General features: G+C 68.8%; 18 protein-coding genes. 9 read left to right on the top strand and 9 right to left on the bottom strand.

The genetic code is table 11. The features are described from left to right. Window positions 1-4 precede the first annotated feature (4 nt). Window positions 5-769, bottom strand: a complete 765-nt coding sequence (locus GNX95_RS28515; RefSeq protein ID WP_246281864.1) for an AfsR/SARP family transcriptional regulator — start codon at window positions 767-769, stop codon at window positions 5-7. A 298-nt stretch (window positions 770-1,067) separates the two neighbouring features. Between GNX95_RS28515 and GNX95_RS28510 the strand changes: the two genes are divergently transcribed. Next, window positions 1,068-3,449, top strand: coding sequence for a transglycosylase domain-containing protein (locus tag GNX95_RS28510; protein ID WP_163510713.1), 2,382 nt, complete (start codon window positions 1,068-1,070; stop codon window positions 3,447-3,449). A 74-nt stretch (window positions 3,450-3,523) separates the two neighbouring features. Here GNX95_RS28510 and GNX95_RS28505 read toward each other — a convergent pair whose 3' ends face one another. The 4 genes from GNX95_RS28505 to GNX95_RS28490 form a co-directional block, all read right to left on the bottom strand. Further along, window positions 3,524-3,745 (bottom strand): hypothetical protein, encoded by a 222-nt coding sequence (locus GNX95_RS28505; protein ID WP_163510712.1) that lies wholly within the window; start codon window positions 3,743-3,745, stop codon window positions 3,524-3,526. Between the two features lie 155 nt (window positions 3,746-3,900). After that, a complete protein-coding gene (gene glgX / locus GNX95_RS28500; RefSeq protein ID WP_163510711.1) occupies window positions 3,901-5,856 on the bottom strand; it encodes a glycogen debranching protein GlgX in 1,956 nt (651 codons plus the stop codon). Between the two features lie 148 nt (window positions 5,857-6,004). Then, window positions 6,005-6,775 (bottom strand): hypothetical protein, encoded by a 771-nt coding sequence (locus GNX95_RS28495; protein ID WP_163510710.1) that lies wholly within the window; start codon window positions 6,773-6,775, stop codon window positions 6,005-6,007. Beyond that, window positions 6,775-7,905, bottom strand: coding sequence for an ABC transporter ATP-binding protein (locus GNX95_RS28490; RefSeq protein WP_222854011.1), 1,131 nt, complete (start codon window positions 7,903-7,905; stop codon window positions 6,775-6,777). The genes GNX95_RS28495 and GNX95_RS28490 overlap by 1 nt, the downstream gene beginning before the upstream one ends. A gap of 184 nt (window positions 7,906-8,089) precedes the next feature. Here GNX95_RS28490 and GNX95_RS28485 point away from each other — a divergent pair, with 184 nt between their 5' ends. Genes GNX95_RS28485 through GNX95_RS43470 form a run of 4 tightly spaced genes read left to right on the top strand, consistent with a single transcriptional unit; the run spans window position 8,090 to window position 11,418 of the window. Beyond that, window positions 8,090-8,920: an ABC transporter ATP-binding protein gene (locus tag GNX95_RS28485; RefSeq protein WP_163510709.1), complete on the top strand. Its 831-nt coding sequence runs from the start codon at window positions 8,090-8,092 to the stop codon at window positions 8,918-8,920. A gap of 12 nt (window positions 8,921-8,932) precedes the next feature. Further along, the gene (locus GNX95_RS28480; protein WP_163510708.1) at window positions 8,933-9,712 is read left to right on the top strand and encodes an enoyl-CoA hydratase/isomerase family protein; all 780 of its coding nucleotides are present in this window, start codon (window positions 8,933-8,935) and stop codon (window positions 9,710-9,712) included. A 27-nt stretch (window positions 9,713-9,739) separates the two neighbouring features. Continuing rightward, window positions 9,740-10,672: a class I SAM-dependent methyltransferase gene (locus GNX95_RS28475; RefSeq protein WP_246281789.1), complete on the top strand. Its 933-nt coding sequence runs from the start codon at window positions 9,740-9,742 to the stop codon at window positions 10,670-10,672. Then, a complete protein-coding gene (locus tag GNX95_RS43470) occupies window positions 10,669-11,418 on the top strand; it encodes a peptidylprolyl isomerase (protein ID WP_246281788.1) in 750 nt (249 codons plus the stop codon). The genes GNX95_RS28475 and GNX95_RS43470 overlap by 4 nt, the downstream gene beginning before the upstream one ends. Window positions 11,419-11,954: 536 nt before the next feature. On the opposite strand, the gene GNX95_RS28465 is transcribed toward GNX95_RS43470, so the two are convergent. Beyond that, the gene (locus GNX95_RS28465) at window positions 11,955-12,416 is read right to left on the bottom strand and encodes a MarR family winged helix-turn-helix transcriptional regulator (protein WP_163510706.1); all 462 of its coding nucleotides are present in this window, start codon (window positions 12,414-12,416) and stop codon (window positions 11,955-11,957) included. A 9-nt stretch (window positions 12,417-12,425) separates the two neighbouring features. Further along, the gene (locus tag GNX95_RS28460) at window positions 12,426-12,800 is read right to left on the bottom strand and encodes a cupin domain-containing protein (RefSeq protein ID WP_163510705.1); all 375 of its coding nucleotides are present in this window, start codon (window positions 12,798-12,800) and stop codon (window positions 12,426-12,428) included. 104 nt (window positions 12,801-12,904) lie between these two features. Here GNX95_RS28460 and GNX95_RS28455 point away from each other — a divergent pair, with 104 nt between their 5' ends. Both GNX95_RS28455 and GNX95_RS28450 read left to right on the top strand, forming a co-directional pair. Then, a complete protein-coding gene (locus tag GNX95_RS28455; RefSeq protein WP_163510704.1) occupies window positions 12,905-13,615 on the top strand; it encodes an acyltransferase in 711 nt (236 codons plus the stop codon). Window positions 13,616-13,652: 37 nt separating this feature from the next. Further along, window positions 13,653-14,183: a MarR family winged helix-turn-helix transcriptional regulator gene (locus GNX95_RS28450; RefSeq protein ID WP_163510703.1), complete on the top strand. Its 531-nt coding sequence runs from the start codon at window positions 13,653-13,655 to the stop codon at window positions 14,181-14,183. A gap of 2 nt (window positions 14,184-14,185) precedes the next feature. Here the strand turns inward: GNX95_RS28450 and GNX95_RS28445 are convergent, their stop codons facing one another. Both GNX95_RS28445 and GNX95_RS28440 read right to left on the bottom strand, forming a co-directional pair. Next, window positions 14,186-15,460: a glycosyltransferase family 4 protein gene (locus GNX95_RS28445; RefSeq protein ID WP_222854010.1), complete on the bottom strand. Its 1,275-nt coding sequence runs from the start codon at window positions 15,458-15,460 to the stop codon at window positions 14,186-14,188. A 109-nt stretch (window positions 15,461-15,569) separates the two neighbouring features. After that, on the bottom strand, window positions 15,570-17,084 hold the full coding sequence (locus GNX95_RS28440) for a DUF885 family protein (RefSeq protein WP_163510702.1): 1,515 nt from the start codon (window positions 17,082-17,084) through the stop codon (window positions 15,570-15,572). A gap of 111 nt (window positions 17,085-17,195) precedes the next feature. Between GNX95_RS28440 and GNX95_RS28435 the strand changes: the two genes are divergently transcribed. Both GNX95_RS28435 and GNX95_RS28430 read left to right on the top strand, forming a co-directional pair. After that, entirely contained in the window at window positions 17,196-17,966 is a 771-nt protein-coding gene (locus GNX95_RS28435; RefSeq protein WP_163510701.1) for a DeoR/GlpR family DNA-binding transcription regulator, read from the top strand. Next, window positions 17,959-19,191 carry an MFS transporter gene (locus tag GNX95_RS28430; RefSeq protein WP_163510700.1) on the top strand — a complete coding sequence of 411 codons (1,233 nt, stop codon included), beginning with the start codon at window positions 17,959-17,961 and terminating at the stop codon, window positions 19,189-19,191. The genes GNX95_RS28435 and GNX95_RS28430 overlap by 8 nt, the downstream gene beginning before the upstream one ends. Window positions 19,192-19,335 lie beyond the last annotated feature (144 nt).

Raw genomic sequence — 19,335 nt, 5'->3', positions numbered from 1 at the left:
GGACTCACCGACTTGGCAGCGTCGGGACCACTCCGATTTCGGCCATACGGTTGGCATAGATGACGTAATGCCGCGTCGCTTCGCCATGCCGACCATCCGACGTCAACGACGTGATCAACCCCAGGTGAGCCTGTTCGTCGTACGCGTCCCGGGTCAGCGCGAGCCGCCAATAGCGCACGGCCCGGTCGTGGTCGCCGGAGGTGGTGGCGCTGACGGCGAGCGTACGGACGAGTCGGAGATACGCGAGTTTGGCTTCCTCGCGCAGCGACACGGCCCAGTCGGCGTAGAGGTCCTCGGCGAGGAAGTCACCGTGGTAGCTGGCGGCCGCGGCCTCGAGGGCGATGAGCGCTGGCGTGCCGCAGCGGTGCAGGGAGAGTGCGCGGTCGGCGTCGGTGAGGAAGGTGTCGATGTCGACGGCCAGGTTGGTGACGGTGACGGCGTACTTGCCGGTGCTGATGAAGTGGTCGGCCTCTCGCATCCGGTAAGGGTCGAGGACGCCGCGGATGGTGGACAGCGCGACCGACAGCCGGTTGGTCCACTGTACGCGCGTGGCGCCTGGCCACAGGGTCTGGCCGAGCATCTCCCTGGTCGCCGGCACGCCGCGCCGCGACACCAGCATCTTGAGCAGCTCGCGCGCTTTGCGGGACTGCCATTCGCGCACCTGGACTGGCTGGCCGTCGCGAGTCACCGCGAAGCGGCCGAGGGTGCGGACGCGTACGTCGGCGCCGATCGGTGCGCACGACCTGCCAGACGACGACGCGGTCAGCACGGACAAGACTGCGCACCCCCTGCGCTATCGCCGGTGTTTGCTTGGAACAAGGGGAAACTGTGCGTCCAAACGGGGACAACCAAGAGTCGGTGGAAGGGGTCCGCGCGCACAATCGGTCGTTCGGCGAGCGGATCTGGCCGTACACGGCGTGACATCGTCCAAACAGCCGGTGCCCAGACGGATTCGGAGAGTAGTGTCCGTATTTTGACCGGTAAAGCGCGGCATGGTTTCGGAAGAAAGTCGCATAACTTCCCGGCTGTCGCACGCGTGGCGCGAGTCGAGCCCGTAGGCTGGGTCGGTGGCGCGAGGACTCAAACGCGGCGTGTCAACCAGCATTCCGCACAGCATCGCTTCGCTGCTTCTGTGCGGGATGCTGGCTGGAATCGTGGTGGCGGCTGCCGCTTTCCCGATAGCGGCCGTGACCGGCCTGACCGCCAAGGCCGGTGCCGAGATGTTCCAGAACCTGCCGAGCGAGCTGAGAGCCAAACCGCTGCAACAGACGACCAAGATCTTCACCGCGGACGGGAAGTACGTCACCTCGCTGTACGTGCAGGACCGGACGAGCGTGCCGCTGTCGGCGATCCCGGTGATCATGCAGCACGCCGTGGTGGCCACCGAGGACACGCGGTTCTACCAGCACCACGGCGTCGACCTGCGCGGCATCATCCGCGCGTTCGTGGCCAACCAGCAGTCCGGCGAGAACTCGCAGGGCGCGTCGACGCTGACGCAGCAGTACGTCCGGCAGGAGCTGATCGCGTCGGCCACCAACGCCGACGAGCGCCAGCGCGCCACCGAGGCGACCATCGGCCGGAAGCTGCGTGAGGCGCGGCTCGCGGTGGCGCTGGAAAAGCAGTACAGCAAGGGCGAGATCCTCGACCGCTATCTCAACATCGTCTACTTCGGTCGCGGCGCGTACGGCATCGCCTCGGCCGCGCAGCGGTATTTCTCCAAGCCGCTGAGCCAGTTGACGCTGTCCGAGGTCGCGCTGCTGGCGGCCTTCATCAAGAGCCCGTCGTACTATCCGGTGCACGCCACCGAGGCCGAGCAGCGGCGGCAGTTCGTCCTCAACCGGATGCAGGAGTTTGGCTATGCCACGCCTGCGCAGGTCGCCGACGCGATGAAGCATCCTCCGGTGCTGCATCCGTCGGTGACGCCCAACTCGTGCTTCCCCAACGGCTCCATCACCGCCGGCAACAACTGGGGATTCGCCTGCGACTACCTGCGGATCTGGGCTCAGCAGCAGCCCTCGCTCGGCAAGACGCCGGCGGAGCGGTGGAGTAACCTGCAGACCGGCGGCTACACCATCACCCTGGGCCTCGACTCGCGGATGCAGTCGATCGCCCAGGACGTGGTCAACTCGCGCGGAGAGTCGCGCAGCAGTCGCCTCGCGCAGGGCATCGTGCTGGTGCAGCCCGGCACTGGTCAGATCAAGGCGATGGCGATCAACCGCCTGTTCGGACCGGCACCGAAAGGCGCGAAAGGCGACGCGCGCGACGAGTGGACGCAGAACCCGCTGCTGACCGGCGATCCGCGGATCGGCACCAACACCGGCTATCCGAGCGGCTCCACGTTCAAGATGTTCACCATGCTCGCGGCGCTCAACGAGGGGATGCCGCTGTCCACCGGCTTCTACGCGCCCTACGTGTACGTTTCCCGGGTGCCGCAGGACGCCGGCGGCGACAGCAGCTGCGGCGGTTACTACTGCGCGCAGAACGCCGACCACGGCATGGACGGCCGGCAGAACATGTGGACCGGCTTCGGTTCCTCGGTCAACACCTACTTCGTGCAGCTGGAGGAGAAGGTCGGCGCGGCCGACGTGGCCAAGATGGCCGCCAAGGTCGGCATCTCGTTTTTCCCTGGCCCCAAGACGAAACAGGCGCCGACCGGCGTCAACAGCCTGGCGCAGATCGTACGAGAAGGCAACGGACGCAGTCAGCGGCTGTCGCTGACCCTCGGCCAGGGCAGTCAGACCTGGCCGCTCTACATGGCCAACGCGTACGCGACCGTGGCAGCGCACGGAAAATACTGCGAGCCGACGCCGGTGCAGTCGATCGTCGGGCCGGACGGCAGGAAGCTGCCGGTCGGCGACCCGAAATGCTCGCAGGTGATCTCGCCGGACGTGGCCGACGCGGCGACCGACGCGGCTCGCTGCCCGATCGGCCAGTCGCCGCTGACCGGCAGCTGCAGCAACGGTTTCGGACCCACCGGCGGCAGCGTCGGCAGCCGGATCGGCCGGCCGGCGGCCGGCAAGACCGGCTCGACACCGGGCAACAAGCAGCTGTGGTTCGCCGGCTTCGTGCCGCAGCTGGCCGGTGCGTCGTTCTCGACTGACCCGGACGCGCCGCACGGCGACTACGGCCAAGGTGACTCGCGCGTCGCCAACGACATCTTCAGCTCGACGATGGCGCGCGTACTCGACGGCACCCCGGTGCAGGATTTCGTCGCACCGCCGGAAAACCTGGTCTCCGGAGGCATCTACGACGGGTCGGCCGACGATGGCTCCGACCGGCCGAAGAAGCCGAAGAAACCCAAGACGACGCCCGACCAGCATGGCCAGGACGGCCAGCCGGCCGACCACCGGCTGCCGGGTTTCCCCGGTGGCGGCATTCCACCGATCTTCGGACCCGGCGGCCGCGGCACCAACGCCGCCACGCGCCGGTCCGGCGGCGCTCGCGTGTAGCGGACTCTAGACGGAGTGTCCAGCGCTGGACACTCCGTCCAGAGTGCGTACGAGCGACCGTGTGGCCGCGTGCGTCACCAGTAGATCAGGAAGAACCACTGCGTCGTGTGCGGATTCTGCTCGCATGGCAGGGTGCCGTAGCCGAGGCTCGCCGACACCCGCCTGTTGTAGTCGCATTCCGCGAAGTCGAGATAGGGACCGGAGGTGTGCCAGGTGGCCTCCGTCCGGACGGAGTGCGAGACAGTGCCGGCACTGGCCGGCGCGCCGGCCGCCACCGGCAGAATCGCGGTGGCCATCAGCGCACCTCCGACGACAAGGCGTTTGATCAGGCCCATTTCTCTCCCCTCGGTTGCCTTCGGCCGCGTGGTCGCGGCGGAGTGAGGCGAGTCAAACACGCGCGGCTGTCACCTCACTGGCAGCGCACTGTCACGCCTCGGCGCCGCAGGACCGATCAGTGCGCGAGGCAGCGCAGGAGGGTGGCCGAGCGAGCGACCAAGAGGACGGAGTCGGTGACGTCCGGCGTGCCGGCGGTGCTGAGGACGAGCTCGTGGCCGGCCGCGTACGGGTCGGCCGGCAGCTTGACGGTGAGGTCGCTTTCCCCGCCGTGCAGCCAAAACAGATAGCCGGCGGTGGCCGGGTCGTGATCGTCGCGGACGTACATGCCAAGCGTCCGGCAGGCCGGGTCGTTCCAGTCCTCCGGCGGCATCAGCGCACCGTCCGGCCGGAACCAGCAGGCGTCCGGCGGATCGCCTTCGCCGGTGTAGAAAGCAGCCGGCCGGAAGGCGGCGATTGACCGGCGTACGGCCAAAAGCCGGCGCGTGAAGGCGAGCAGGTCGAGATCGGCGTTGGTCCAGTCGACCCAGCTGATCTCGCTGTCCTGGCAGTAGGCGTTGTTGTTTCCTCGCTGCGTACGGCCGAACTCGTCGCCCTGGCAGATCATCGGTGTGCCGACGGACAGGATGAGCGTCGACAGCAGGTTTCGTATGCTGCGCTTGCGAATCGCGAGCACGGCAGGGTCGTCGGTCGGTCCTTCGACGCCGAAGTTGTTGGAACGGTTGTCGTCCGTGCCGTCGGCGTTGTTCTCGCCGTTGGCCTCGTTGTGTTTGTGCGAATACGCGACCAGGTCGGCCATGGTGAAGCCGTCGTGAGCGGTCACGAAGTTGACCGAGGTGGAGGGCGTACGCGCGGAAAACAGGTCGGTCGAGCCACACAACCGGGTGCCCAGCTCGGAAATCCCGCTGCCGCCCAGCCAGAAGTCACGGAAGCAGTTGCGGAAGCGGTCGTTCCATTCGGCCCAGCCGGGCGGAAAACCGGTGAGCCGATAGCCGCCGGGACCCAGGTCCCACGGCTCGGCGATCAGCTTCGTACGGCTCAGCACCGGATCGGCCTGAATGGCGGCCAGCAGCGGCGCGTCGGGGGTGTAGTCGTCGCCGTCGAGCCGGCCGAGCGCGGTCGCCAGGTCGAACCGGAAGCCGTCGACCCCCATGACCGTCACCCAGTAGCGCAGCGAGTCGAGGATCATCTCGCGTACGACCGGCTGGCGTACGTCCAATGTGTTGCCGCAGCCGGTGACATCCCAGTATTGCCGGCGGTTCCACGGATCCAGTCGGTAGTAGGCCGGATTGTCCAGGCCGCGCCAGGAAAGAATCGGATCGCCGGGCTGGCCTTCGGCCGTGTGGTTGTAGACGACGTCCAGGACGACCTCCAGCCCGGCGTCGTGCAGCGTACGCACCATCTCGCGAACCTCGCCGACGACGTCGTCAGAGGACGCGAATCGCGGGTCTGGCGCGAAAAATCCGATGGTGTTGTAGCCCCAGTAGTTGGTCAGGTGGCGCGCGGCGACGGACGCCTCGGTGGCGCGTGCCTGCACCGGCAGGAGCTCCACGGTGGACACTCCGAGCTCGGTGAGGTGCCGGATCGCGGCCGGATGAGCCAATCCGGCGTACGTGCCGCGCAGGTGTGGCGGGATGTCCGGATGCAGCTTGGTGAAACCGGCGACGTGCAGCTCGTAGATGACCGTGTCCGGCCAGCCGATGCGAGCGTGGCCGGGCACGGCCAGCGGCTCCGGCTCGGGCACCATCACCGAGATGAGCGGGTCGACGGCCAGGCCGCGCGCGTACGGGTCGACCAGCAGCCTGGCCTGGTCGCAGAACAGGCCGTTGCGCGGCTGGTAGCGGCCGGCGACCCGGATGCCATAGCGCGTGCCGGCTCGTACGCCGTCGATCTCGGCGTGCCAGCGGTCGCCGGTCCGGCGCAGCGGCAGCCGCCGTTCGCCCTGGCGGGGATGGAAAACGCAGAGATCGACCGACTCGGCGACCGAGCTGTGCACGGAGAAGGTGGCGCGGCTGCCGGTCAGCCGCACGCCGAGCGCACCCGGATCGCCCGGGCCGACGATGTCGACCGTCATAGGCTAGAACCCGGCCCGGAGGTCGCCGCCCAGCCCCCGAACAAGATCCATGCAGAGCACTCTAACCCGTCCCGACCACCCGCCAGGCCCTTTTCGGAACGCCCCTCTCCGTGCACGGGATGCGCGCAAAGGCTCGTTCCGAAAAATGTCAGGCCACGTCGCGGCGCCAGAACAGCGCGGCGGCGACGATCAGCAGGCCGAGCGTGATGGCACCGAGATACAGGCCCGACTGCCAGAGCGTGAGCTCGCTCAGCGCGCCGTGGCTGGCCACCATCGTGCCGTCGTTGAGCCACGCGTTGACGTTCGTCGAGATCAGCCAGCGATCCGCGTTCGGCGTCACCAGCCGTACGCCGATCTCACCGACGACGACGTATCCGAGGCCGACCCCGAGAGCGGCCGACGACAGCCGGGTCGCGTACGCGATGGCGAAGCCGACCGCGCCGCCGACCAGCGCCAGCGCCAGGCCGCGGCCACCGGCCAGCAACAGGTCGCGTTGCACCGCGGAGGGCATCGCGCCGATGGAGCCAAACCTGCGCGCCGCCAGGTAGTTGATGCCGAGCGCCACCCCGAAAACGAACAGGCCGAGCAGCGCGCTGCCGATCCACAGGCCGACCAGCTTGCCGGTGAACAGTCGCAGCCGCCGCGGTTCCCAGGTCATCAGCGTGTGCATCGCCCCGTGGTGCCACTCCGCGCCGACGAAGCTCGCGCCGATCACCAGCGCGACCAGCGCGAGCAGCGCCGCGCAGATCCGGATGAGCGTCGGCGCGGTGGCGGTGAAGACATAATGGCCGCGGAAGTTGTACGCGTTCGTACCGATCAGCACGCCGATCAGCACCAGCGCCACCAACACCGCCACCAGCGTCATCCGGCGCGCCAGCAGCCGCCGCACCTCCACGCGTACCAGCCGCGCGACCCCCATCACGCCTCACCCCTCGGCTGCGCGCCGATCGTCTGGTCCAGCAGGTCGTTGGCCTCATCGCGCAGGTCCATCCGGCCGAAGTCGCCGGCCAGCACCGGCTGGATCTCCTCCGGCGCGGCGTGCCGGCCGGGCAGCGCCGGCGCCGGCGCGTGCTGCGGCTCGTAGCTCTCGACCGCCTCGTTGGCCGTACGCGCCGCCATGCCGGTCAGCTCCAGGAACACGTCCTCCAGGTCCGGTTCCAGCGGCGTCAGCTCGGAGACGTACAACCGCCGCCGGGACAGCAGCTGGGTGATCCGCGCCGGGTCGTCGCAGTCGGTGACGATCAGGTGGTCGGGGCGCGGCGTGACGGTCATGCCGCCCTCGCGCAGCAGCTCGGCCGCGTGCTGCGGCTCGTCGACGCGTACGAGCACCTCGCCGCGCGCCGCGGTGGCGAGTACGTCGGACACCGGACCGGTCACCACGTGCCGGCCGTGCGCCACGATCGAGACGCTGTCGCAGACCTGCTGCACCTCCAGCAGCTGGTGCGAGGACAGCAGGACGGTCACGCCGCCGTCGCCGAGCAGCCGCATCAGGTCGCGGATCTCCCGGATGCCGGCCGGGTCGAGGCCGTTGTTGGGCTCGTCCAGGATCAGCAGCAGCGGCTCCTTGAGCAGCGTCGCCGCGATCGCCAGGCGTTGTCGCATGCCGAGCGAATAGCCCTTGACCTTGTCGCGCGCGCGGTCGCGCAGGCCGACCAGCTCCAGCACCTCGTCGACGCGGCTCATCCGTACGTTCGCCAGCGTGGCCAGCATCCGCAGGTTGCGCCGCGCGGAGAAGTTGCCGAAGAACTGCGCGCCCTCCACCACCGCGCCGATGGTGCCGATGACCTTCGGCAGGTCGCGCGGCACGACGTGGCCGAAGATGTTCATCTCGCCGGCGTCCGGCCGGATCAGGCCGAGCAGCGATCTGATGGTGGTCGTCTTGCCGGCGCCGTTCGGGCCGAGGAAGCCGTGCACCTTGCCGGCCTCGACGATCATGTTCATGTCGTGCAGCGCGACTCTTCGGCCGCCGCGCAGGCCGCGAAACTCCTTGCGCAGGCCACTGATCTCGATCGCCGGCAGCCCTTCCACCGCGCTCGCCAAACCAGCCATCTGACCCCCTCCTGGCCGTGGCAAGACCACCCCTTGCCACGGAGGCACCACTGCGGGTGTACGCACACCATAGCCGGCTGCGGAGAAATCAGTCCAAGCCGGATAGATCACCCGCTGCCGAGCGTGATCACGTCGTCGCGTACGACCGCTGGCCGGCGACCCTCGCGGGGGTCGCGGCCGGTGCATGTTGTTGGATGGTGAGGTGGTTGCTGAGCCGGGTCCGGACACCGTGATCGCGCTGGATCGAGTGGTCGTCCGGCGCGGCCAGACCATGCTGCTCGACGGGCTGAGCTGGCAGGTCGAGCTGGACGAGCGGTGGGTCGTGCTTGGCCCCAACGGTGCCGGCAAGACGACCCTGCTGCAGGTCGCCGCCGCGCAGATGCATCCGACCACCGGCACCGCGCAGGTGCTCGGTGAGCGGCTCGGCGCGGTCGACGTGTTCGAGCTGCGGCCGCGGATCGGCTTCACCACCGCGTCGATCTCCGGTCGCGTGCCGGGTTCCGAGCGGGTGCTGGACGTGGTGCTGACCGCCGCCTGGGGTGTGGTCGGCCGGTTCACCGAGTCGTACGACCCGGTCGACGAGGCCCGCGCCCGCGAGCTGCTGGACGCGTTCGGCGTCGGCCAGCTGGCCAACCGCACCTATGGGACGCTGTCCGAAGGCGAGCGCAAGCGCGTACAGATCGCCCGCGCGCTGATGACCGACCCGGAGATGCTGCTGCTGGACGAGCCGGCCGCCGGCCTCGACCTCGGCGGCCGGGAAGACCTGGTGCGCCGGCTGTCGGCGCTCGCCGCCGATCCGGACGCGCCGGCGTTGGTGCTGGTCACGCACCACGTCGAGGAGATCCCGCCGGGTTTCACGCACGCGCTGCTGCTGGCCGATGGGCAGGCCGTCGCGGCCGGCCTGACGCCGGACGTGATCACCGCGGACAACCTGACCAAGACGTTTGGCATGCCGTTGACCGTCGACCGGCAGACCACCACGGACGGTGACAGGTACGCTGCACGCGCGATCTGAGGAGGCAACGCGTTGGGTGAGTTCGTACGGCTTGAGGTAGCTGACGGGATCGGCACGATCCGGCTCGACCGGCCGCCGATGAACGCGCTCAACGAGCAGATGCAGGACGAGCTGCTGGCCGTCGCCACCGAGGCCTCCGCGCGCGACGACGTCAAGGCCGTGGTCATCTACGGCGGTCCGAAGGTCTTCGCGGCCGGCGCGGACATCAAGGAGATGAAGACGCGGTCGTACGCGTACATGTCCGTGCGCGCGCACCAGCTCCAGGCGTCGTTGACCGCGGTCGCCAAGATCCCGAAGCCGGTGGTCGCGGCGATCACCGGCTATGCGCTCGGCGGTGGCCACGAGCTGGCGTTGTGCGCCGACTTCCGGGTCGCCGGCGACAACGTGAAGGTCGGCCAGCCGGAGATCCTGCTCGGCATCATCCCCGGCGCCGGCGGCACGCAGCGCGTCACCCGGCTGGTCGGTCCGGCCAAGGCCAAGGACCTGATCTTCTCCGGCCGGTTCGTCGGTGCCGAGGAAGCACTTTCGTTGGGGTTGCTGGACAAGGTCGTGGCACCGGACGACGTTTACGACGCCGCCGTCGCGATGGTGAAGCCGTATGTCGGCGCCGCGTCTCTGGCCCTGCGAGCGGCGAAGGCCGCGATCGATGGCGGCATCGAGGTCGACCTGGCGTCGGGTTTGGCCTTGGAGAGCCAGCTTTTCGCGACCACCTTCGCGACCGAGGACCGTACGGCCGGCATGGAGTCCTTCGTCGAGAACGGGCCGGGCAAGGCCACTTTCACCGGTAAGTAGGGGGAGAACGTCATGGCTGGTGCACAAATGACTCCAACCAAAGAAGAGGTCGACGCTGCGCGCAGCGATCCCAAGCAGGCCAACATTCTCTACCACGACTGGGAAGCCGGCACGTACGACGAGAAATGGTCGATCTCCTTTGACGACCGCTGCACCACGTACGCCAGGGAGCGGTTCACCGGGATCGCCGGCGAGGAGGGCTGGCCGTACGAGAAGGCGCTGGAGATCGGCAGCGGCACCGGCTTTTTCCTGCTCAACCTGATGCGTGCCGGGGTCGCGACGTCGGGGATCGTCACCGACATCTCGCCCGGCATGGTCGAGGTCGCCACCCGCAACGCCAAAGAGCTTGGCCTTGACGTCGAAGGCAAGGTCGCCGACGCGGAGACGATCCCGGTCGAGGACTCGTCGGTCGACCTGGTCGTCGGACATGCTGTGCTGCACCACATCCCGGACGTGGACCAGGCCTTTTCCGAGGTTTTGCGGGTGCTCAAGCCCGGTGGCCGGTTCGTTTTCGCCGGTGAGCCGACAAAATACGGCGACGTGGTGGCGCGCAAACTGTCGCAGCTGACCTGGTGGGCCACCACCAACCTGACCAAACTGCCGGCGCTGTCGGACTGGCGGCGGCCACAGCAGGAGCTCGACGAGTCGAGCCAGGCGGCCGCGCTGGAGGCCGTCGTCGACCTGCACACGTTCGATCCGCACAAGCTGGCGGTCCGGGCCGTACGCGCCGGCGCGCGCGACGTTTCGGTGAAAACAGAGGAGTTCACCGCGGCCTGGTTCGGCTGGCCGGTGCGGACGTTCGAATGCGCGGTGCCGTCGGACAAGCTCGGCTGGAACTGGGCCATGTTCGCGTACAAGGGCTGGCTGGCCCTGTCCGCGGTCGACAAGCACTTCTTCAGCCAGGTGATCCCGAAGGAGCTGTTCTACAACCTGCTGATCACCGGTGTGAAGCCGCGGTGAGCGCGCCGCGCCGCTCCAATCGCGGCCTGATCATCGGTCTGTCGGTCGGTGGAGGCGTTCTGGTGCTCGTGCTGTGCGCGGCGGTCGTCGGCGCCGGTTTCTATGTGAGCAGCCGATTCCAGGCGGCCGGCAAGCCGTCGACCGTCGCCACGTCGGCCGCCGCGTCCGCGCCGGCGACCGGCGGCGGTTGCGCGTACCAGCCGAGCGGGTCGCCGGCGACCCGGCCGGTCGGCACACCGTCCACCTCGGACATTCCGCGGTCGGGCCAGCAGAAGGTGACGATCACCACCAACCAGGGCGTCGTCGAGTTCACCATGGACACGGCCAAAGCTCCGTGCGCGGCGCACAGTTTCACTTTCCTGGCGGGGAAGAAGTTCTATGACAACACGCCGTGCCATCGGTTGCTGGTCACCGGCGCGTACATGCTGCAGTGCGGTGACCCGAGTGGCACCGGCACCGGGGGACCGGGTTACCAGTACGCGAGCGAAAACCTGCCGACCGGCCAGACGCCACCGTATCCGGCCGGCACCGTCGCGATCGCCAACGCCGCCTCGCCCGACACCAACGGCAGCCAGTTTTTCCTCGTATACAAGGATTCCAGCTTCGACGGTCCGAACTATCCGGTGCTCGGTCAGATCACCCGCGGCCTGGACGTGCTGTTGAAGATCGCCGCCGGCGGCACCAGCGGACCCCAGCAGGACACGCCGAACACCAAGGTGCAGATCGCGTCCGTCACTGTGAGCTAGATGCCCGCATGGCCACCATGCGTGCGTCTGGCGTCGATCGCCCTCGCTGTTGTAGCGCCAAATGCCCGACTTGCCGGTTTGGATGATGCAAGTAAGGCCTCCTTACTTGCCTAACAAGACATCAAACCTGAACATTTCGCCACCGCAAGCCCGCCGACAGCCGCACCGGCCGACACGACGGGCTCCCTGGCCAAACCGGGCCACCCCACAAACCCCACAAACCCAACCGCACCGCGGCACCCAACCCAACCACAAACAGACAACGCGCCCTCCCCTTGAGGTCGCCCGCCGCGAAGGCGCAACCACCCCCAAACGCAACAATCAGAAAACCCCACCAGCCCTCAACCGCGACCAACAGAAAACCCGCCATCCCCAACCGCGACGAACAGAACCCACCCCGACAACCCGGCACCCCTAACCGCAGCACTACACATCAAGCAGTCCGTGAGTTGAAACCCAAGTCTGACGGACCGCGACACCCCGGCCACGAAGTTCCTGGCATAAGCGCCCCAACGCAAGCATGGTGGCCATGCGGACTACTCGGCGGCGGGTCGTACGGGCGGCAGTTGGCCGTCGTGGCTGGCGCGCAGGGCCGTCGTCAGGTCGGTGCGCAGCCGCTCGAGCCGGTCGGAGCCGATGACCGCGGCCCACTCGTCCTCAAGGTCGCGGTAGATGCCGTCGACCGCGGCCAGCAGCCGCTCGCCGCGCTCGGTCAGGCCGACCAGCTTGGCGCGGCTGTCGCCGGGATGCGCGGCGTGGCTGACGAAACCGGCCTCGTCCATCGCCATGACCAGCTTGGACGCGGCCTGTTTGGTGGTGCCCAGGAGAGCGGCGATCTCGGTCGCCGTGCGCGGGCCGGACCGTACGGCCAGGAGGACGAAACCGAACGCCGGCCGCACGTCCCGCCAGCCGCGCTCGGCCAGCCGCGTGTGCAGGTTGTCGATCATGTGGTCGAAACCCATCGCGAACAGGCGAGCCAGCGGCACCGGATCGGTCACGGCAACAGGCTATTCGGCCCACGGTGGGGTGAAGGCGGCGCCGTCGGCCAGCTTGGCCTGGCCACCGGCCGGCATGCAGCAGATGGCGCGCAGGTTCTCGCTGCCGGTGCTGGACAGCGCGAACAGCGTCGCCGGTGGTACGACGATCGCGTCGCCGGGCCTGGCGACGCTGGTCTCGCCGCCCAGCTCGACGGTCGCCTCGCCCCGCAACACCACGAAAACCTCCTCCGTCAGCAGCTCGTGCGGCGTGGCCGGCGTACCCGGCTCGATGTCCACCTGCCAGACGCTGGTCCGCTGTGAACCGCGGCTCGGTGTGGCCAGCGAGGTGAAGCGAGTGCCAGGCAGTTCGTGCGTCGGCTTGTCAGGCGCGTTGATGACAGACATCGGCAACTCCAAATGGTCAATATGGTTGACTAACTCAGTATGGCGCGCCGACCCGAGGTCGTCAACCAGGTTGACCGGTTGTCGGTGCGGTAACGTCCGACGACGTGAGACGGCGAGACCCGCGGCAGGCACGCTTCCTCACCCTCGCGTCGCTGCGCTGGGTGATCCGCAACCGTGCCTGGACGCCGTGGTATCTGGTCCGCTACCTGCGCCTCGTGCGGCTCCGGCTGACCCAGCCGCAGGTCGTCCTGGAAGGCATGGTTTTCCTCGGCAAGAAGGTGAAGTTCGAGGTGCGCCGCGGCTACGGCCGGATCGTCGTCGGCCGCTGGGTCCACATTGGACACGGCACCAAGCTGCGCGCGCACGAAGGCACGTTGCGGATCGGCGACAAGTGCGTTTTCGGCAGTGACAACACCATCAACTGTTACGTCGACGTGGAGTTCGGCGCCGGTACGCTGGTCGCCGACTGGGTCTACGTGACCGATTTCGACCATGTGTATGCGAATCCGACCGTCCCGATCAAGGACCAGGGCCTGGTGAAGTCCCCGGTACGGATCGGCCCCGGCAGCTGGCTGGGCGTGAAGGTGACCGTGTTGCGCGGCGCGCTCACCGGTCCCAACTGCGTGTTTGCCGCGCACACGGTGGTGAAAGGCGCGATCCCGGCGGCCAGTGTGGTGGCCGGCGTGCCTGGCCGCGTGGTCAAGGACATCGCGCGGGCCTGGGAACTTTCCGCTCAGCAGCGCGCCGATGTCGCCGACATGGCGCGTAAGCAGGCGGCCGCCGTCGAGGCACTGCAGCAGGCCGCCGAGCGCTGATCTGCGGCCGTCCCGTGGCGCCATTACGATTCGTTTTATGCCTCGCCGAAACGGGATTCAGGCCGCTGCGCCCGCGGACATCGAGGCGCCACTTCGGTCGCGCCACGACCTGCACTGGCTGGCCATGCGGCTGTTCCGCGGCATCGCGGCGCTGGACCACGAGACCGTACGGCAGCACGGCCTGACCGTGCTCGGATACGAGGTGCTGGTGGAGATCGCCGGCCGGCCGGACCGCGCGCAGGCCGATCTCGCGGCCACCTTGGGACTCGGCAAGACCGCGCTCGGCGAGGTGCTCGGCGAGCTGGAGGCCGCCGGTTTTGTCTGTCGCCACCGCGATCCCGGCGACCGGCGGATGCGGATCGTGCGGGCCACCGACAGCGGAGTGGCGGCGATGACCGCGGCCGCCGCGCAGCTGCAGCGCAACGAGGACGAGATGTTCTTCGGCATTTCCCGCGCTGACCGCGAGGTTTTCTTCGCCGTGCTGCAAAAGGTGTCCGCCGGTCCGCTCAAGGAGCGCACGTTGTCCACGCTGCGCAACGAACGCCTGCGCCGTCCGCGCGCCGGCTGACGTCAGGCGAAAAGATTGCCTTCCGGCACGACGATCCGCAACGGTGCCGGACCGCGGCCGGTGCGCCGCAGGGTGGCCGCCAGCTCGCGTTCCTCACGGATGGCGCGCTCGTACGTGTCGATGACCTGACCGGCGATCCGCGACCACGCGTATTCCTTTGTCGCCACCGATCGCGCCTGCCGCGACAGCCGCCGTGACAGCACCTCGTCCTGCAGCAGCCGGCTGACCGCGTCGGCGATGTCGCTCGGACTCCCTGGCTGCACCTGCAGCGCGGACACGCCGTTTTTGGCCAGCTCAGCCAAACCGCCGGTGTCGGACAACACCAGCGTCGCGCCGGCGCAGGCCGCTTCCAACGCGACCATGCCAAACGGCTCGTAGATGCTCGGCACGATCGCGCAGTCGGCGGCCGCGGCCAACGCCGCCAACTCGCGGCCCGGCACGAAACCGAGCCACCGCACCGCACGGCCGAGCCGGAGTTTCTTCGCCTGCGCTCGCAACTCGTCGAGATACGGTCCGTCGCCGGCGACCAGCAGCCGGATGCCGGGATGGCGGCGGCGCAGCCGGGGAAGCGCGGCCAGGATGTCCTGCAACCCCTTCTCGTACACCAGCCGGCCGGTGAACAGCAGCAGCGGACTGTCCACTGTGGACGCATGCTGCTCGCGGACCGCGCGTACGGCGGCCGCCGGCACCTTCCAGTCCTGCGGATGCACGCCGTTGGGCACGGTGTCCAATTTGGACGGTGGCAGGTCGAACAGCTGGGTCACCTGCCAGCGCATGTAGTCGCTGCAGGTGATCACCCGCCGCGCCTCGTACGTGAGCCACCACTCCACCGAGTGGATCGATCGGTTCAGCGGCCCCGGCAGCCACCCCTGATGGCGGCCGGCCTCGGTGGCGTGCATGGTGGCGACCAGCGGAATCTCATGGTGATGCTTGATCGTCGCCGCCGCGTGCGCGACCAGCCAGTCGTGCGCGTGCACCACCTGCGGCCGCGCGTCCTCACACACCCGCAGCGCTGCGCGCGTCACGGCGTGGTTGAACGCCATCGTCCAGGCGAGCAGCGTCTCCTCGGTGAACGCGAACACCGGCGGGTCGTCCGGCACGCGTACGATCCGCACGCCGTTGACCACCTCGTCGGCCGGCGCGTCCGGCGCGTGCCGGCTCACCACCGTCACCTCGTGACCGGCCGCCGCCATCGCCTCGGACAGTGCGTGCACGTGCCGACCCAACCCACCGACCACCGCCGGCGGGTATTCCCAGGAGAGCACCAGAGTCCGCACCGAGGATCATGGTGCCAGATCCGGCCGCCGAAGTTACCACTGGGTAGGACGGGAGGCCCGCAACGCCTCGTTACTGGCGGAATCTGCCAGTAACGAGGCGTTGCGGCGGTCACGCGTCAGCCAGCACATCCGACATGAGGCCCAGCGGCGGCGACCCCAACGCCAACAGCTCGCGGTGGAAGCGCGGCAGCGAGAACTCGGCGCCCCAGGCCTGCCGCGCCTTCTCCCGCAACCGCAGAATCTCCAGCTTTCCCCAGGTGTAGCGGCCGTACGTCGGGTCGAACGTGCCGCGCCGAGCCTCCGACAGCGCCGCCGGACCCTGCAGATACGCGTGCTTGGTGAACTCCGCGGCGGCCTCCTCGACCGTCGCCGCGCCGGTGTGCAGCGCGATGGCCATCGCGAGCCGCGTCACGCGTACGAGCCCCTCGATCGCGACACCGGCCGCATAATGCGCGTCGCCGTCGCGGAAACCTTCCTCCAGCGCCATCTCCTCGCAGTAATGCGCCCAGCCCTCGATGAACGCCTCGCTGTGCAGCGACTTCCGTACGTCGCTGGTCAGCTGCTGCATCGACAGGAAGTGGCTGAAGTGGCCCGGCGCCACCTCATGGATGGTGATCGCCGGCAGCGTCGTACGGCTGAACATCGACAGCCACTCGGCCTGCTCGTCGGCCGGCCACTCGACGTCCGGCGGCGTGATGTTGTAGAACGACGGGCTGATCGGCTCGTACGCGGCGACCGGCGACAGCGAGGCCACCGACCAGCGGTAGGGCGGCGGCGACGGGCGTACGAAGCACTCCGCGTCGGTCGGCGCGAAGTCGTGTTCGCGGGTCCACGCCAGCACCTCGGCGGTCTGCGCGGTGGCCTCGGCGATCACGCCATCGGGGTCGGGGTGGTCGGTGAGCAGCCGGTGGACCGCCTCCGGCACCGGCGTGCCGGGCAGCAGCCGGCCGACCGCCTCGGTGAGCATCTCCTGCAGCCGGATCCGTTCGGCGTCGGCCCGCTTGCTCAGGTCGTCGAGGTCGAGGTCCACCGCCTCGGAGGTGGACAGCAGCCGCGCCAGTGCCGGTCCGCCGAGCGCGGTCTCCTGCGGTCCTTCCTCGGCGACCTTCTGCAGATGCGCGATCAGCCTCGCGTGCGCCTCGACGGCCTTCGCTTCGGTCTCCGAGCGGCTGGCGTCCAGGTCGGCGACCAGGCCGCGTGCCGCGCCGACGGTGGAGGCGGCGACCGGGGCCGGCACCTGGTCGAGCGTACGTACGGCGATGTCGACCGCTTCCGGCCAGAGCGCCAGGTGCCGCAGCCGCGCCTGGTCGCGCTCTGGCTGGGGCGCGTATTCGCGTTCGTAGCCGGTCAGGTCGAGGTTGGCCTGGTGATAGAGCGGGTTGCGGCGGTGCATCTGCAGCTCGCCAAACTCCACCGCCGTGCTCCGCTCGGCGGCGGCCAGCTGCGCCTCGTCGTGCGCGTCGGCGAGTTTTCCGGATTTCCCGGCGGTTTCGATGGCGGCCAGGCCGGCTCGTACGCCCTCGACGGACAGGTCCTGGATCTGTCCGTCGTAGTCGTGTAGGCCGGCGAGTTCCCGTGCGGTCGCGACGTGCAGGTCGGTCACCGCGCGCAGTCGATCAGTCATGTCCTGCACGTTAGACGACCGTACGCACACAGCACGTCGGAGTTATCGGATCGCACACATTCGTTGTTCAGAACATTGTGTTCAGAACATGATCGATGTTCGAATGAGGCTGTGACGAGTGACGAACGCGTGCTGACGATCCTCACCGCGCTGCGCGCGGCGGAGCGGATCAGCGTGGTCGACCTGGCCCGCGAGACCGCCTGTTCGGAGATGACCATCCGCCGCGACCTGGACCAGCTGGCCACCCAGGGTGTGCTCCGGCGGGTACGCGGTGGTGCGGTCAGCCTGCTGCCGCGCGGCGACGAGACGCCGTTCGCGCTGCGCGAGCTGGAGGAGCTGGACGCCAAGAAGCGGATCGGCGCGGCGGCCGCCGAGCTGGTCGCCGACGGCGAGGCGGTCGTCATCGACGGCGGCACCACCGGCCGCGAGGTCGCCCGCGCGCTGTACGGCCGGCGGATCACCGCGATGCCGCTGGGCATGCACGTCGCCAACGTGCTGACCTCGCCGGCGTGCGATGTCAACGGCGTACGACTGCTGATGCCAGGTGGCACCGTACGTGCCGCCGAGCTGGTTTTCACCGGCCACCTCACCACAAGTGCCCTGCGGTCGCTGCGGTTCGACACCGTGATCATGGGCTGCTGCGGCATTTCCGCCGAGCACGGCGTGACCACGTACGACCTGGACGACGTCGACGTGAAGCAGGCGGCAATGGACTCCAGCCGCCGGGTCATCGCGGTCGCGGACTCCACCAAGTTCTCACGCACGGCGCTCGGTCACGTCTGCTCGCTGTCGCGGATCGACATGCTGATCACCGACACCAACGCGCCGGACCGCATCGTCGCCGACTTCGAGTCGGCCGGAGTCGAGGTGCGCCGTGTCTGACCTGCGCAAGCTGTTTGCCACCGCGCCGGTGGACCTGCGTTTCCGCAAGGCCCGGTGGGCCGTCAACGGCTATTTCTTCGTGATGGGGACGGTCGCGGCCACCTGGGCCGTTCGTATTCCCGACATCAAGGCCGGTCTGGGCATCGACAAGAGCCAGCTGAGCTTCGCGCTGCTCGCGTTCGGCATCGGCTCGATTTTCTGCATTCCCTTTGTCGGCCGGCTGGTTGACCGGTTCAGCAGTCGAGCGGTCTGTGTGCCGGCCGGGCTGCTGGCCTGCGTCGTGCTCATGTTGCCGGCACTCGCGCCGACGTACTTTTGGCTGGTCGTCGGCCTTTTCTGCTTTGGCGCGGTGTTCAACTCGCTCGATGTCGGCATGAACGCGCACGCGGTCGAGGTCGAGCGCGCCTACGGCCGGCCGATCATGACCTCTTTCCATGCGGTTTTCAGCGTTGGCGGTTTCGCCGGCTCGCTTTTCGGTGGCGCGCTGGCGGCTCTCGGGGTGCCGGCCCTGCCGACTTTCGCCGCCGGCACGGTGCTGATGCTGGTGATCGCCTGCCTCGCGCCGTTCTGGCTGCTGCCGCGACCCGGCACGCGTACGGTCTCGGCCGAGCCGGCCGCCGCCGCGCCGCGTCGCCGCGGACCGTCGTTCGCCGTGGTCGTGTTGGCGCTGCTGGCGATGTTCTGTTTCCTCGCCGAGGGATCGGTCGCCGACTGGAGTTCGCTTTATCTGCAGGAGAACCTGCGCACGTCGGCCGGTGTCGCGGCGATCGGTTACGGCGTTTTCTCGGTCACCATGACGATCGGCCGGTTCATCGGCGACCGGCTGGCGATGTGGCTCGGACCCGTACGACTGGTGCAGTTGTCGGCCGGTGTCGGCGCGCTCGGCATGGCGGTCGGCCTGCTGGTCAACCATCCGGTCGGCGCCGCCATCGGCTTCGGCGTCTTCGGTTTCGGACTGGCCAGCATCGTGCCGCAGATCTTCACCGCCACCGCCAACCGCAATCCGGAGCGCGGTGGCCGTGACCTCGGCGCGGTGGTCGGCACCGGTTATGCCGGCATGCTGCTCGGGCCGGTCGGCATCGGCGCGGCCGCCTCACTGATCGGTTTGCCGCTCGCTCTCGGCATTCCCGTCGTACTGGTCGTCGTCATCGCTGTGCTGGCACCGATCCTGCGGCCAGCGCCAGCCGCGACGACCGAGCCGGCCGCGTCGCCGGTCCGGTCATGATCGCGCTGCCGGATGGCACGAGTACGGTCCTGTTCGACTACTGCGGTGTGCTGGCGCGGCTCGCCGGAGCGGCCGACTTCCGCCGGCTGGCCGCCATCGCCGGCGCGGATCCGGTGATTTTCCGCGCGGCGTACTGGCGGCACC

The sequence above is a fragment of the Fodinicola acaciae genome (genome assembly GCF_010993745.1).
Lineage (GTDB): Bacteria > Actinomycetota > Actinomycetes > Mycobacteriales > HKI-0501 > Fodinicola > Fodinicola acaciae.
The sequence above is the reverse complement of the archived record's forward strand: the minus strand, read 5'-3'. Positions and strand labels throughout refer to the sequence as shown.